Source organism: Burkholderia sp. L27(2015), from assembly GCF_009765705.1.
Lineage (GTDB): Bacteria > Pseudomonadota > Gammaproteobacteria > Burkholderiales > Burkholderiaceae > LMUX01.
In genome coordinates, this window is the sequence record NZ_LMUX01000017.1 from 304,467 (window position 1) to 317,980 (window position 13,514).

Here is a 13,514-nt window from a genome sequence, read left to right on the forward strand (position 1 = left end):
ACCTGCCCCGTTACCTTCACTTCTTCAGCAGCCTCCAAAGCGTGGTACGTCCGATCCCGAGCGCACGGCTTGCCGCGGCGCGATTGTCGCCGTTCTGTTCCAGCGCGCGTAGTACGTCGTCGCGGGTCAAGGCCGCGGGCGGCGGACCGACGACCCGGCCATTGGCCACCGGAACGGGCGGCGCCTGCATGCGCCCGAACTCCGGAAAGACGTCGCGTAGATCTTGCCACCCACCGCTCGTCACATCGCCCAGATAAATCGCCGCGCGCGCGATCAGGTTCTCGAGCTCCCGCACGTTGCCGGGCCACGCATAGTGTTCGAACAGCGGAGTCAGGAATTCCAGCACGCGTTGCGCATCCGCGGCGGACAACCGGTATTTCGTTGCGCTGCGCTCGAGCAGATGCCGCGCAAGTTCCGGTATGTCCTCACGCCGCTTGCGCAATGGCGGCAACTCGATTTGCAACAAATTGAGCCGGAAATACAGATCGGCACGAAACACGCCCTGCTCGACAAGCGCATGCAGGTCGCGATGCGTCGCGGCGATCACGCGGACATCGATCGGGGTCGCGCGCCCCGAGCCGAGTTTCATCACTTCGCGCTCCTGCAGCACGCGCAGCAACCGGCTTTGCGACGCCGCCGGCATTTCGCCGACTTCATCGAGAAAGATCGTTCCCGTATGCGCGATTTCGAAAAGCCCCGGGTTGCCGCCGCGCCGCGCGCCGGTGAACGCGCCCTCCTCGTGGCCGAACAATTCACTTTCGATCAACCCTTCCGGCAACGCCGCGCAATTGAACGCGACGAAGGGGTTGCCGCGCCGGTGGCTCGCATTATGTATGCCCTGCGCGACCAGTTCCTTGCCGGTGCCGCTTTCGCCGGTGAGCAGCACGGTCGCGTCGTGTGCAGCACCCGCGCGTGCGAGCCGCCGTACCCGTTCGAGCGCCGCTGAAGCGCCGATCAGATCGTACAGACCATGCCGCGGGACCAGATGCTTCGGTCGCTGGTTGGTGCGCAGCGATCGGTCAATACGTTGCGCAACCAGTGCGTCTTGCACCGTGAGCACGGAGCCCGAGCGCACGCCCTGTTCGATGATGGGCACGCAGTTAACGATCAGCGCGCGGCCTCCGATCTGCTCGATGCGCTCCTCGATCAGCGCATCGCGTTCGAGCATTTCGCGCAGCAGCGGGCCGATCGCGCGCGCCAGTTGCGCGGACACGTCGCGCTCGCGGTCGAGTCCGAGCAGATCGAGCATCGCCGGATTGATCGCTTCGAGCTGACCGGCGTCATCGAATGCGGCCACGCCGTCGCGCAAATGCGCGACGATGGTATTGAGTCGCGCACGCTTCGACTCCTTCTGACGGCTCATGCGCGCCAGTTCGATCGAGCGCTCGAACGCTTCCTCGACGGCGCCGAGCGAATAGAGGAACACGCTATGCAAGCCGGCCTGCTGCGCGAGATCGCACGCCAGGCCCGGGCCGATGATGACCTTGCAGCCGTCGGCGGCGAGCGTGTCGACCGCCACGCGGACTTCGTCAATCGAGCGGTAGGCGCGCTGTTTCAATGCGACCTTCAACGACGCACTGAGGTCAGTCAATTCCTTCGACACCGTTTCGTGTAGAACCAGGCCGATCGGTGCGCCCGGCCACATCGTGATTGCCTGGGTGATGGCGCTCAGCACGTCGAAGCCGTTCACCTTGACCATCACGACCGGCACGCTCAGGTTTTCGCGCAGATACAAGCCGTTCGATCCGGCGGCGAGCACGACATCGACCGTGCCTGCATCGACATACGCCTGCAGCGCAGTCACCGCAGCACCATAGCCCTCGCGCACTGAAAAGAACTTCGCGCGCTCCGTATAGCGGGGCGCGACGGTTTCGCACAGCTTTCCCAGCCGGCTGATGCTGACCAGCGCGATGCCCGGGCGGGTCTGGTTCGGGATCGGGCCTAGCGTTGACATGAGGAAATCTCCGGAAACAAATGGAACGCTTTTTGAAACGTTCCACGGAACAATGGAACATTCTCGCACAAATGCCTCCAGGCACGCCGCTTACGATAAGCCTATGTTTTTACGCACAAAATAGGAAGAGGCTCACGATCGGCACGCTTCCTGCATAAATAGCGCGTTCGCTTTCGCTTCAAGTCACTCATCACTCATCTCGGAGAGATACGCTATGACTACCTTATCCACCGCCCGCCGCGCGGCATTCCGCGCCAAGGTCGAGGAACGCCAAGGCCTGCTCGTGCCCGGCGCATTCAACGCAATGAGCGCGCGCATCATCGAGGACGCCGGCTTCGAAGCGCTTTATCTGACGGGCGCCGGCGTGACGAATATGTCGCTGGGCCTGCCCGATCTCGGTTTCGTCGGCTTGCACGAAATCGCGGAGCACACCGCACGCGTGCGCGACGCCGTCAACCTGCCGTTGATCGTCGATGCCGACACCGGCTTCGGCAACGCGCTCAATGTGTACCGCACGGTGCGCACGCTTGAACGCAGCGGCGCCGATGCGATCCAGTTCGAAGACCAGGTGATGCCGAAAAAATGTGGCCATTTCGCCGGCAAGGAAGTGATCGCGACCAGCGAAATGCTCGGCAAGATCCGCGCAGCCGTCGATGCGCGCGAAGACCCCAACCTGCTGATCATCGCCCGCACCGATGCTGCGGCCATCCATGGGATCGAAGACGCGATCGAGCGTGGCCATCAGTTCGTCGAGGCCGGCGCCGACATCCTATTTATCGAAGCGACCGAATCACTCGCCGACATCGAGCGTTTGCCCAAACTCATAGCCGCGCCGCAGTTGATCAACATCGTGATCGGCGGCAAGACGCCAACGCAGTCGCGTGAAGCACTCGGCAAGCTCGGCTACGCGATCGTGCTGTATGCCAACGCGGCACTGCAAGGCGCAGTGCTCGGCATGCAGCGGGCCCTGGGCACGCTGCGCGAGAATGGCCGCCTCGACGAGGACGCGTCGCTGGTCGCACCGTTCAGCGAGCGGCAACGGCTTGTCAACAAGCCTTTTTACGACCAGCTCGATCGCGAATACGCGGCAAAAGACAAGTAAGCGGCAACGCGATGGCTTTTCGCCGCCTGCGCTATTTACATAACAACCTTGGAGGAGACATATGAATTCAAGAAATAAGCTGTTGCTGACAATCTGGATTGTCCAGTTGGTCAATTACATGGACCGCGTCAACATCTCGATCGCCGCGCCCACGATGATGAAAGATCTGTCCATCGATCCCGCATCGTTCGGTTTCGTGTTGAGCGCATTTGCGCTCGGCTACGCGTGCATGCAAATACCGGGCGGCTTTCTCGCGGATCGATTCGGTGCGAAGCGTCTACTGATCGCAGCGCCTATCGTCTGGTCTATCTTTACCGGTTTAACCGGGTTCGCGACTACGCTGACATCGTTGATTGTGCTTCGCATCTGCTTCGGTCTCGCGGAAGGGTCGTCGAATGCGTCTTACTACAAGATCGTCGGGGACAACTTCACCGCGAAGGAGCGCGCCGGCGCCAACGCTGTCTGGCTGACCGCGCTCGCGCTCGGGCCGGCATTCGTGGCGCCCATCGCGTCGCTCCTATTGCGTGTGCAGGGGTGGCAGCACCTGTTCTTCTGGTTCACCATTCCCGGTCTTATCGTTGCATTGCTCGTCTACCTGACGATTCCCGACCAGAGCACGGTCGCAGTCGTCAAAGACGCGCCCGACAACGGCCATAGCGTAAGCTGGCGGGTACTGCTGGGGCGGTCCAGCAGTTGGCTTCTTTTTTTCGGGTACCTGACGTTCAACGTGGGTTTCTGGGGTTATCTCGGCTGGATGCCCAGCTATCTGTCGATCGAACGGCACATCGACGTCAAAACGCTCGGCTACGCGGCGTCGATTCCCTATTTGGCGGGCTTCGTCGGGCTCGTCGTGTTCGGCTGGCTGGGTAGCAACAGCCTCTATAAATATCGTGCGCAAATGGTCGCGATTGGCTATCTGCTGGGTGCGTTCTCCCTGTTCTGCACATTTTCGGCCCACACGGCGGCACTGAGCGTGGTTGGACTATCGTTCACTGCGATGTTCCTCTATGGCGGCTTCGCTCCCTGGGCGTCGCTGGTGCTCGACTGCGCGCCGATTCAGGCCCGTGCCGCGTTTGCCGGCTTCATTAGCACGGGCGGCCAGATTGGCGGACTGTTTGCGCCCATCATAGTCGGCTACGTGGTGCGCAATACGCATTCGTTCACGGGCGGCTTTGTGTGCATGATGATCGCGCTGTGTGTATCAGCGGCCTGCTTCTTGATACTAGGTCGACAACTCGGCGTCCGCCTTCGCGATGCCAAACTCGCACCCGCATAAACCCGCGCACATGAACCCGGCGAGTCCCGGCGCATAATAGGAGCATCGAACGCGCCTGAACCTCTACCGCTCGCCGGGAGAACGCCATGCAAGCCAAGAACGAAGAACTGGTTGCTCACCTGTTCAACGATGTTGTCGATTTTGCGCGGGGACGGCTACCGGAGCCCGCGTTCAACGTCATCGAACCGTTCCTGCGTCACTACTACGAACTCACCGATCCCGAGGACATCCAAAGCCGCGATCTCGCCGATCTGTACGGTGGCGCCATGGCGCACTGGCAGACAGCGCAGAAGTTCGTGACAGGTCGGGAGTGCCTGCGGGTGTACAACCCCAATCTGGAGCAGCATGGCTGGCATTCCGATCACACGGTGGTCGAAATCGTCAACGACGACATGCCCTTTCTTGTCGATTCGGTGATGATGGCTGTCAACCGTCTGGGGCTCGCCATGCATTCCGCCATCCATCCGGTATTCAGCGTTTCCCGCGATGCGACGGACGCGATCAAGCGCATCGCTTTGGGTCACGTCGACGCCGAGGACACTCAATCACGCCTGGAATCGTTTATTCATTTTGAAGTGGACCGCTGTGGCGAGGCCGCGAAGCTCGACGAGTTGCGCGCCGATATCGCACGGGTGCTGGGAGACGTGCGCGCGTCAGTGGAAGACTGGCCGAAGATCCTTGATGTCGCGCGCGCCACTATCAGTGAAATGAAAACGCGGGATACGAGCCCGGACGGTGTCGAGGCACGCGCGTTTCTGGAATGGATGGTCGCAGACCATTTCACATTTCTCGGGCACCGCGACTATGAACTCGTCACGCAGGATGGCGCGTTCGCGCTGCGCGGCGTGTCGGGCTCCGGCGCGGGATTGCTGCGCGACAGCCTGCGGCCACCCACGGCCGACGACGTTACGCGGCTGCCGCCAGGGGCCGCCGCCATCATCGAAGGCTCGACGCCGATTTTCCTCACCAAGGCCAATTCGCGAGCGACAGTGCATCGCCCGGGCTATCTCGACTACGTTGGCGTGAAGCGCGTCGGCCCGGACGGTAAGGTGATCGGAGAACGGCGGTTCATTGGCTTGTACACGTCCACGGCCTACCTGGCTCCCACCTCCGAAATCCCGATCGTGCGGCGCAAATGCGCAAACATTGTCAAGCACGCCGGCTTTCTGGCGAAGGGGCATCTGCATAAATCGCTACTCACCGTGCTTGAACAATACCCGCGCGAAGAACTCTTCGAGGCGGACGAGGATGTGCTGTTCGAGATTGCACTCGGCGTGCTGCGCTTGCAGGAGCATCAGCGCACGCGCCTGTTCGTGCGTCGTGACCGTTTCGACCGCTTCGTGTCATGCATGGTCTTCGTGTCGCGCGACAAGTTCAACACGGACTTGCGCAAACGAATCGCCAAGGTTCTCATGGAGGCCTTCAATGGCAAGAGCATAGAGTTCACGCCGCTACTTTCGGAGTCTCCACTTGCACGCATCTACATCACGGTGCGTGCAGGTACCGGCCCGATGCCGAAGGTCGATACACGGGAGCTCGAGCAACGCGTGGTGCAGGTCGCGCGCCGCTGGCAGGACGATCTGGCCGACGCGTTGACCGATAGTTTCGGCGAAGAACAGGGCAACCGGCTTTTGGCTCGGTATGCCGATTCGTTCCCGGCAGGCTACCGTGAGGACTACCCCGCGCGTACCGCAGTGCGGGATATCGAATTGCTCGAACAAACGCATGTGAGCACGGGTGGCATCGCGATGAGTCTCTACCGCCCGATCGAAGCTGGGCGGCGAACACTACGCTTCAAGGTGTATCGCGTGGGCGAGCCGATTGCGCTGTCCCTCAGCCTGCCGATGCTGGAACACCTCGGTGTGCGCGTCGACGAAGAGCGTCCGTATCGCATCGAGCCGCTTCTTGCGCCACAAGCATGGATACACGACTTCGGTCTGGAGCTGGCCGACGACGTGGAATTCGACATCGATCGCGTCAAGGAGCTGTTCGAGAACGCGTTCGCCAGCGTTTGGACCGGCGAAGTCGAAAACGACGGCTTTAACCGCCTGGTCCTGCGCGCACAACTCGGCGCCCGCGAGGTTACGATCCTGCGTGCCTACGCGAAATATTTGCGGCAGATCGGATCGACGTTCAGCGACGTGTATATCGAACGCGCGCTGACCTGCAATCCGGCGATCGCGCGCAAGTTGCTTGAACTGTTCCTGGTGCGCTTCAACCCCACTCCTCCCCCCAACGCCGGACACGGCTTGGCGAGCGACAGCGGCAAGATTCGTGACGCGCTCACCCAACACGTGCTCGACGAGATCGAAGCTGCGCTCGATAAGGTGCCCAACCTCGACGAAGACCGCATCCTGCGCCAGTTCCTGGGTGTCATCAACGCGACGGTGCGGACCAACTATTTCCGCAAGGACAGCGATGAGGCGCCCAAACCCTACCTGTCGCTGAAGTTCGATCCGGCTATGGTGCCGGGTCTGCCGGAACCCAAGCCGATGTTCGAGATCTGGGTGTATGCACCGCGCGTCGAAGGCGTGCACCTGCGTGGCGGCAAGGTCGCGCGCGGCGGCTTGCGTTGGTCGGATCGGCGTGAGGATTTTCGCACCGAGGTGCTGGGCCTCATGAAGGCGCAAATGGTGAAGAACACGGTGATCGTGCCGGTCGGCTCTAAAGGCGGCTTTGTCGTCAAGAATCCGCCACCGGTGACCGATCGCGAAGCCTATGCTCGGGAGGGGGTCGCGTGCTACCAGATGTTCCTGCGCGGCTTGTTGGACGTAACGGACAACCTCGTGGCTGGCGTCATTGCGCCGCCGCCCGACACGGTGCGTCACGATGGCGACGACCCGTACCTCGTCGTCGCCGCCGACAAGGGCACAGCCACGTTCTCCGACTATGCGAACGCTATCGCGCGCGAGTATGGTTTCTGGCTCGACGACGCATTTGCTTCCGGCGGCTCCGTCGGCTACGACCACAAGAAAATGGCGATTACCGCGCGAGGCGCATGGGAATCGGTCAAGCGGCATTCGCGCGAAATCGGCGTCGATACACAGGCAACCGATTTCACGGCGGTCGGTGTCGGCGACATGTCGGGTGACGTGTTCGGCAACGGCATGCTGCTCTCGCGCCATATCCGGCTGATCGCGGCGTTCGATCATCGCCACATCTTCCTCGATCCTGAGCCCGACACCGTCGCAAGTTTCAAGGAACGTGAACGGCTCTTCGCGCTGCCGCGTTCGAGCTGGGCCGACTACGATGCCGCCGCAATCTCGGCCGGGGGCGGCGTATTTCCGCGCACCGCAAAAACCATCACCATTTCGCCGCAAGTCCAGGCGCAGCTCGGCCTAACCGTGGCGGCGCTCGCCCCGAACGAACTGATCCGCGCGATCTTGCTCGCGAACGTTCATCTGCTATATAACGGCGGCGTCGGCACGTACGTGAAGTCGACACGCGAGACGCACGCTCAGGTCGGCGACCGCACCAACGACGCCGTGCGTGTCAACGGCGCGGAACTGCGCTGCAAAGTGCTGGCTGAGGGTGGCAATCTGGGCGTGACGCAGCTTGGCCGGATCGAGTACGCGCAACAGGGTGGGCGCATCAATACCGACGCCATCGACAATTCCGCGGGGGTGGACTGTTCGGACCATGAAGTGAACATCAAGGTTCTGCTGGGCCTCGTGGTTGCCGACGGTGAGATGACCGAAAAGCAGCGCAACAAGTTGCTTGCCGAGATGACAGACGAAGTGGGTCTGCTCGTGCTAAAGGACAATTACGCGCAGACGCAGGCGCTGTCGGTTGCGAATCGGTTTGTCACCGAGATGTTCGAACCTGAGGCGCGGCTGATGCGGTGGCTTGAACGCGCGGGGAGGCTAAAACGCAGGATCGAATTCCTGCCCTCCGATGAGGAGCTCACCGAGCGTCAGGCGGCCCAACAGGGGTTCACGTCGCCCGAGCGAGCCGTGTTGTTCGCCTACAGCAAAATGTGGCTGTACGACGAACTGCTGGCTTCGGACGTGCCGGAGGACCCGCTCGTCGCCCGGATGCTGCCAGACTATTTCCCGCTGCCGCTGCAGGCCCGTTACAGCGAGCCGATGCGGCGGCACCCGCTGCGGCGCGAGATTCTCGCCACGCACCTGACAAACGTACTCATCAACCGGGTTGGCTGCACGTTTGTGTACCGGCTAATGGAAGAAACGGATGCGCATCCAAGCGACATTGTGCGCGCGTGCATCATGGCGCGCGATGTGTTCGATCTGGACGATGTCTGGAGCAGGATCGACGCGCTCGACAATTGCGTCGCCGACGAGGTGCAGGCCTCGATGTTTGTCAGCGTCGTGCGCTTGCTGGAGGAAGCAACGCTCTGGTTCCTGCGTCATCTGACGCCGTCGGCTGCGGGCTCGGCCGCGGAGTGGGTCGCGCGTTGTCACGACGCAGTACAAAGGCTCGCGCCTCAGTTGCCGACGTTGCTGCCCGCCAACGAACTCGACATGTTGTCCGAACGACGGCGTTCGCTGGAGGAGGCGGGCGTCGAAGACAGCCTTGCGGCGCAGGTGGCGAGTGCAGAGGTATCGACTGCCGTGCTCGACAGCGCGGAAGTGGCGGAAATTTGCGAGCGCAGCCTCGAAGTCGCCGCGAGCGTGTACTTCGCGATCGGCACGTTGCTGAACTACGGCTGGATCTCCGAGCGTGCCATGGCGCTACCGGCTGCCACCCACTGGGATGTGCTCGCGCGTGCTGCTGCGTTGGAAGAGCTCGCTCGGCTCAAGCGGGCACTGACGGTCAGCGCGCTTGAACAAACGCGAGATATCGATACGACCGATACGATCGTCGAAAACTGGCGATCCAGGCATCAGGCCGCAGTCGAGCGTTATGCGCGCCTTCTGCCGGAATTCCGTGCAACGGGCGGGGCGAGCCTTTCGATGCTGCTCGTGGTGGTCCGTGAGATAGCCATGCTGGAACGCTCGTAGTTCGTGTGACCGGCCACAACGGCTTCCCTCCCCTTATTGCAATCCCGTTGCTGCGCCGACGTCGTCGACCACGACAGTGAATGGAAAACGCCCCTCGGATTTTCGTCGCGAGGGGCGTTCTCACTTCAGAGCACTTTCGTTTATAGTGCGGCGTCCTTCAACTTCTTCAGCGGGCGCACCTTGAGTCGGACCGATGCTGGCTTCGCCGCAAACCATTTGTCTTCACCCGTGAACGGGTCCTTGCCGAAACGCTTCTTCTTGGCCGGCACATCTTGCGCGACAACTTTCAGCAAGCCTGGCAGCGTGAACTCCTTCGCGCCCTTTTTGTGTATCGATGCAAGCACCGTTTCTTCGAGCGCCGTCAACAACGCCTTGGCCGCCTTCGGCTCGACGCCTGAGCGCTCAGCCAGATGAACGATCAGCGATGCCTTGGTGAACGTATCCTTGATAGGTTTCAGGGGCGCTGCCGCAACGGTGTTTTTTGCAGCGGGTGCGGATGCTTTCTTCGCCACTGGTGCAGCAGCTTTCTTGCTGGCCGGCGCCGCTTTCTTTGCAGCGGGTGCTGCCGCTTTCTTTGCAGCAGGTGCCGCCGCTTTCTTCGTGACGGGAGCCCCAGCTTTCTTGCTAGCAGTTGTTGCCATAAATTCCTCGCTTCTAGTCAAAGTTTGTCCAAGACTTTTGCCTCTGCGCCGTCACCGACTAACGCAAAGGTACAAATCCTCGGGTTGGGCGCCAGCGTACCAATACCGGCATGAAGGCGCAACGTCTGAGTCCATGAATTAGCCCGCGAGACTTACCCTTGCCGCAGGAAAACATCTCCTCTTTCATTGCCCTCCCATACCCAATCAGCATAGGTTCCGATTCCCCAAAGGTTTTTTACAAACCCTGGGTAATGCCGCAAAGTGCTGAAAATCCAAAGCAACATGCACTACATAATAGGACTCAAAATGGAGACACCTCAATGAAAGCAGGCCGGATTGTCATTTATCTGCTGCTATTTTCCGGATGCTCGATCAACTACATCGACCGTGTCGTACTTTCGGTGGCGGCGACCCCAATCGCCCACGAGTTTGGGCTCTCAACGATCCAGCTAGGCTATCTCTTCTCTGCGTTTCTCTGGACCTACCTGGTCTTTGTCCTTCCCTGGGGCATGCTCGTCGATCGCATTGGCACCAAACGCGCGACCGCCTCCGGCATGGCGCTCTGGTCATTTGCCACGGTGCTTACCGGGTTTTCCGGCGGCTTTTCGACGGCTATTTTGTCCAGACTGTTGATGGGCTTCGGTGAAGCATCAACCTATCCAGCCGGTGCCAGAACCATACGCGAATGGATGCCCGCCCGTGAACGCGGATTCGCCACGACCGTATTCAACTGCGGCGGCTATGCCGGCCCCGCGATCGGCTCCGTCCTCATGGGTGCGCTGATCAGCGCGATCGGATGGCGCGGTGGGTTCTACGTTTCCGCCATCATCGGTTTCACATGGGTCGTCGTTTGGCTGCTCGTCTACAGGTCTCCAGAAAAAGCGCCCTACATCAGCAACACCGAACGCGCGATGATTCTGTCGCAACGCGGCGGCAGCGCCGACCCCAGCACCGCAGCGTCATTGCCCGCGCTACTTCGTTGCACCAGCCTCTGGGGATTGTTCATCGTTCAAGGATGCGCGGTCTACACCGTCTATTTGTTTCTCAGTTGGCTGCCCAGTTATCTGCAGGCGGTTCACGGCCTCACGGTACTGAAGACGGGCTTTTATACAGCCGTACCGTATGCTGTCGCCGTTCCCGGCACCATCTGCATGGGCTGGCTGAGCGATCGTCTGTTACGTAACGCACCGATCGACTCCGGTCGTCGTCGAAACATGGTGGCGGTCTTATTGCTCTGTTCGGCCTGCATTCTGGTCACGCCGCTGGTAACCAATACCGCCCTCGTGCTCGCACTGTTTTCTTTCTCGCTCACCAGTATCGGCAGCACGGTTGGACTCAACATCGCCTTACTCAGCGACCTACTCCCCAATCCGGCCAATACGGGTCGCGCCCACGGTTTTCTCGTCACGGGCGGAAACCTCTTTGGGGTGATCGCCCCGATTGCAACGGGTTACGTCGTATCCATCACGGGCAGTTACAACGCCGCATTTGTCATCGCGGGATTGCTTCTGGTATTGGGCGCAACGATCTGCCTCACCATGACGCGCAAGCCGATCGCCCCTGCATCACCCGCCGATGCCGCGCTGCTTAAATCGACTTCTGGAGCCAAAGCGTGAGTACCTCAGACGACAAAGACGATATCCGGGAACTGCTGGCGCAGTACTGCTTTCTGCTCGACGACTATCAATTGACGGAGTTTGCCGCCCTCTTCGCAGAAGACGGTACGTGGAGTTCGCGCAATGGCGAAGCCACGGGTCGCGCCGCCATCGAGCAGTTGTTGAGGGAACTTGTACCTGTGCCGGGCCCCGGTACACGACGCCGTCATCTGACAACGAACATCTTGATTACGCTCCATGGAGACAAAGCGATGGTTCGCTCATATTTCATGGTGGTACGTGACAGTCGCGGCGGGCCGGCGATCGCAGTTGCCGGTCGCTATGAAGATGAAGTCATTCGCCACGACGGTCGCTGGCTATTCAAATCGAGAAGGCTATCCCACGATATCGCGGGCGAAAGCGGGCTGCTCTCTACTAAGAGTAGCTGAAGCACACGGTGTCGCCCCTCAGACGGTAATGCATACCTACACCGCCTGAATTACCGATTCAACAACGTGAAGCGCATGCGCAGCCGTGACCGGCTGGGTCCGCGCTTGCCCCAACTCGCCCCGACTCGCCGCATATGACCGCTCTCGTGATATCCGAGACGCAAGATAAAAATAACCTAACGACACAGGAGACATAGTCCGTGCAATCCAATCACTTTATCCGCGCTGCATGCCTGATGCTGGTGAGTACATCGAGCATCCTTGCCCTTCCCGATGTGGCCCAGGCGCAAAGCTCAGTCACGCTGTATGGAATACTCGACGACGGCATCACTTACACCAACAGTGCGGCAGGGCATTCGTCGATTGTCCAACAGGATGGCAACAATACGGGGGCAACCGGAAGCCGCCTCGGCTTTCGCGGCATCGAGCAACTAGGCGACGGCCTGAGCGCCATATTCGTTCTCGAGAACGGCTATACGCTACCCAATGGCGGTCTCCAGCAGGGAGGCCTGATGTTCGGGCGCCAAGCCTATGTCGGCCTGAACAGCGGCCTCGGCACACTGACCTTCGGGCGGCAGTACGACTCGCTCGCCGACTATCTTCAACCGCTGTCGGCCGCGGCGCAGTGGGGCGGCTATATGATGGGACACGCCGACGAGGTCGATAACATCGTCGATACGAACCGGCTTAACAACTCGATCAAGTTCAACACTCAGCGATATGGCGGTTTCCGGGTCGGCGGGATATACAGCCTCGGTGGTGTAGCCGGCGACGTCACCCGCAACCAGGTCCTGGCATTCGGTGCAGATTATGCGAGTGGTCCCATCGTGATTGCCGCCGCCTATTTGGACGCGAAGGATCCTAACTATGGCTTTTTCGGCGGCAACGGTAACGCCCTGACGTCGACCTCTGTCACAAGTACCGGGGCACCGAATACCAACAATATTGGCAGCACCCGCCCGGCCTTTTCCGGATTCGCTTCAGCAGGCAATGAACAGATTGCCGCCGTTGGCGCAGCCTATGCGTTTGGTGCCGCACGAGCAGGCATCATCTATTCCAACGTACGGTTTCAGAATCTTGGGGTATTGGCGGTTTCGGGTACGCCGACGTTCTCGCCAGGAAGTGCCGCTGGATTCAATAGCATCGAACTCAACTTTAAATATCAACTGACGCCTGCCCTGCTACTCGGCGCTGCCTATAATTTGGTCAAGGGGACTTCCGTCAGGACCGCCGATGGCACAGACATAGGCGCGACCTACAACCAACTTGAAGGTGGGGTGGATTACGCCTTCAGCAGACGCACCGATGTCTACTTCGTGGGAGTCTTTCAGCATGCAAGTGGAACGGACTCAACAGGGGCTGTCGCACACGCATCGATTGATGGACTGACGCCCTCCTCTACCGACAAACAGGTTGGCCTACGCGTTGCTCTGCGTACACGCTTCTGATATCTCAGGTGATGCTTAAGGGGATGTTTAAGGTGGTACCTAAGCGGGTGAGCCACATGCTCACCCGCTTAACGTACGACATTCCGTT

8 protein-coding genes are annotated in these 13,514 nt (G+C 60.4%); 6 read left to right on the forward strand and 2 right to left on the reverse strand.

The window, feature by feature from the left end; genetic code table 11:
* Nucleotides 1–16: 16 nt before the first annotated feature.
* Entirely contained in the window at nt 17–1,954 is a 1,938-nt protein-coding gene (gene prpR, locus GSQ77_RS14915) for a propionate catabolism operon regulatory protein PrpR (protein WP_158903525.1), read from the reverse strand.
* A gap of 214 nt (nt 1,955–2,168) precedes the next feature.
* Between prpR and GSQ77_RS14920 the strand changes: the two genes are divergently transcribed.
* The 3 genes from GSQ77_RS14920 (at nt 2,169) to GSQ77_RS14930 (ending at nt 9,293) form a co-directional block, all read left to right on the forward strand.
* The gene (locus GSQ77_RS14920) at nt 2,169–3,056 is read left to right on the forward strand and encodes an oxaloacetate decarboxylase (protein ID WP_158903526.1); all 888 of its coding nucleotides are present in this window, start codon (nt 2,169–2,171) and stop codon (nt 3,054–3,056) included.
* 61 nt (nt 3,057–3,117) lie between these two features.
* On the forward strand, nt 3,118–4,332 hold the full coding sequence (locus GSQ77_RS14925) for an MFS transporter (protein ID WP_158903527.1): 1,215 nt from the start codon (nt 3,118–3,120) through the stop codon (nt 4,330–4,332).
* Between the two features lie 86 nt (nt 4,333–4,418).
* Entirely contained in the window at nt 4,419–9,293 is a 4,875-nt protein-coding gene (locus GSQ77_RS14930) for an NAD-glutamate dehydrogenase (protein WP_158903528.1), read from the forward strand.
* 140 nt (nt 9,294–9,433) lie between these two features.
* Here the strand turns inward: GSQ77_RS14930 and GSQ77_RS14935 are convergent, their stop codons facing one another.
* Nucleotides 9,434–9,934, reverse strand: a complete 501-nt coding sequence (locus GSQ77_RS14935) for an HU family DNA-binding protein (RefSeq protein ID WP_158903529.1) — start codon at nt 9,932–9,934, stop codon at nt 9,434–9,436.
* A gap of 158 nt (nt 9,935–10,092) precedes the next feature.
* Here GSQ77_RS14935 and GSQ77_RS14940 point away from each other — a divergent pair, with 158 nt between their 5' ends.
* The 3 genes from GSQ77_RS14940 (at nt 10,093) to GSQ77_RS14950 (ending at nt 13,426) form a co-directional block, all read left to right on the forward strand.
* Nucleotides 10,093–11,550, forward strand: coding sequence for an MFS transporter (locus GSQ77_RS14940; protein WP_254067632.1), 1,458 nt, complete (start codon nt 10,093–10,095; stop codon nt 11,548–11,550).
* Nucleotides 11,547–11,978, forward strand: a complete 432-nt coding sequence (locus GSQ77_RS14945; protein WP_158903530.1) for a nuclear transport factor 2 family protein — start codon at nt 11,547–11,549, stop codon at nt 11,976–11,978. Before GSQ77_RS14940 ends, GSQ77_RS14945 begins: the two co-directional genes overlap by 4 nt.
* A 200-nt stretch (nt 11,979–12,178) precedes the next feature.
* Nucleotides 12,179–13,426 (forward strand): porin, encoded by a 1,248-nt coding sequence (locus GSQ77_RS14950; protein WP_367889671.1) that lies wholly within the window; start codon nt 12,179–12,181, stop codon nt 13,424–13,426.
* The last annotated feature ends 88 nt before the right edge of the window (nt 13,427–13,514 follow it).

Bases quoted from the DNA above. Each gene is read 5' to 3' on its own strand.
- prpR (WP_158903525.1), bottom strand. From the start codon at position 1,954: ATGTCAACGCTAGGCCCGATCCCGAACCAGACCCGCCCGGGCATCGCG.
- GSQ77_RS14920 (WP_158903526.1), top strand. From the start codon at position 2,169: ATGACTACCTTATCCACCGCCCGCCGCGCGGCATTCCGCGCCAAGGTC.
- GSQ77_RS14925 (WP_158903527.1), top strand. From the start codon at position 3,118: ATGAATTCAAGAAATAAGCTGTTGCTGACAATCTGGATTGTCCAGTTG.
- GSQ77_RS14930 (WP_158903528.1), top strand. From the start codon at position 4,419: ATGCAAGCCAAGAACGAAGAACTGGTTGCTCACCTGTTCAACGATGTT.
- GSQ77_RS14935 (WP_158903529.1), bottom strand. From the start codon at position 9,934: ATGGCAACAACTGCTAGCAAGAAAGCTGGGGCTCCCGTCACGAAGAAA.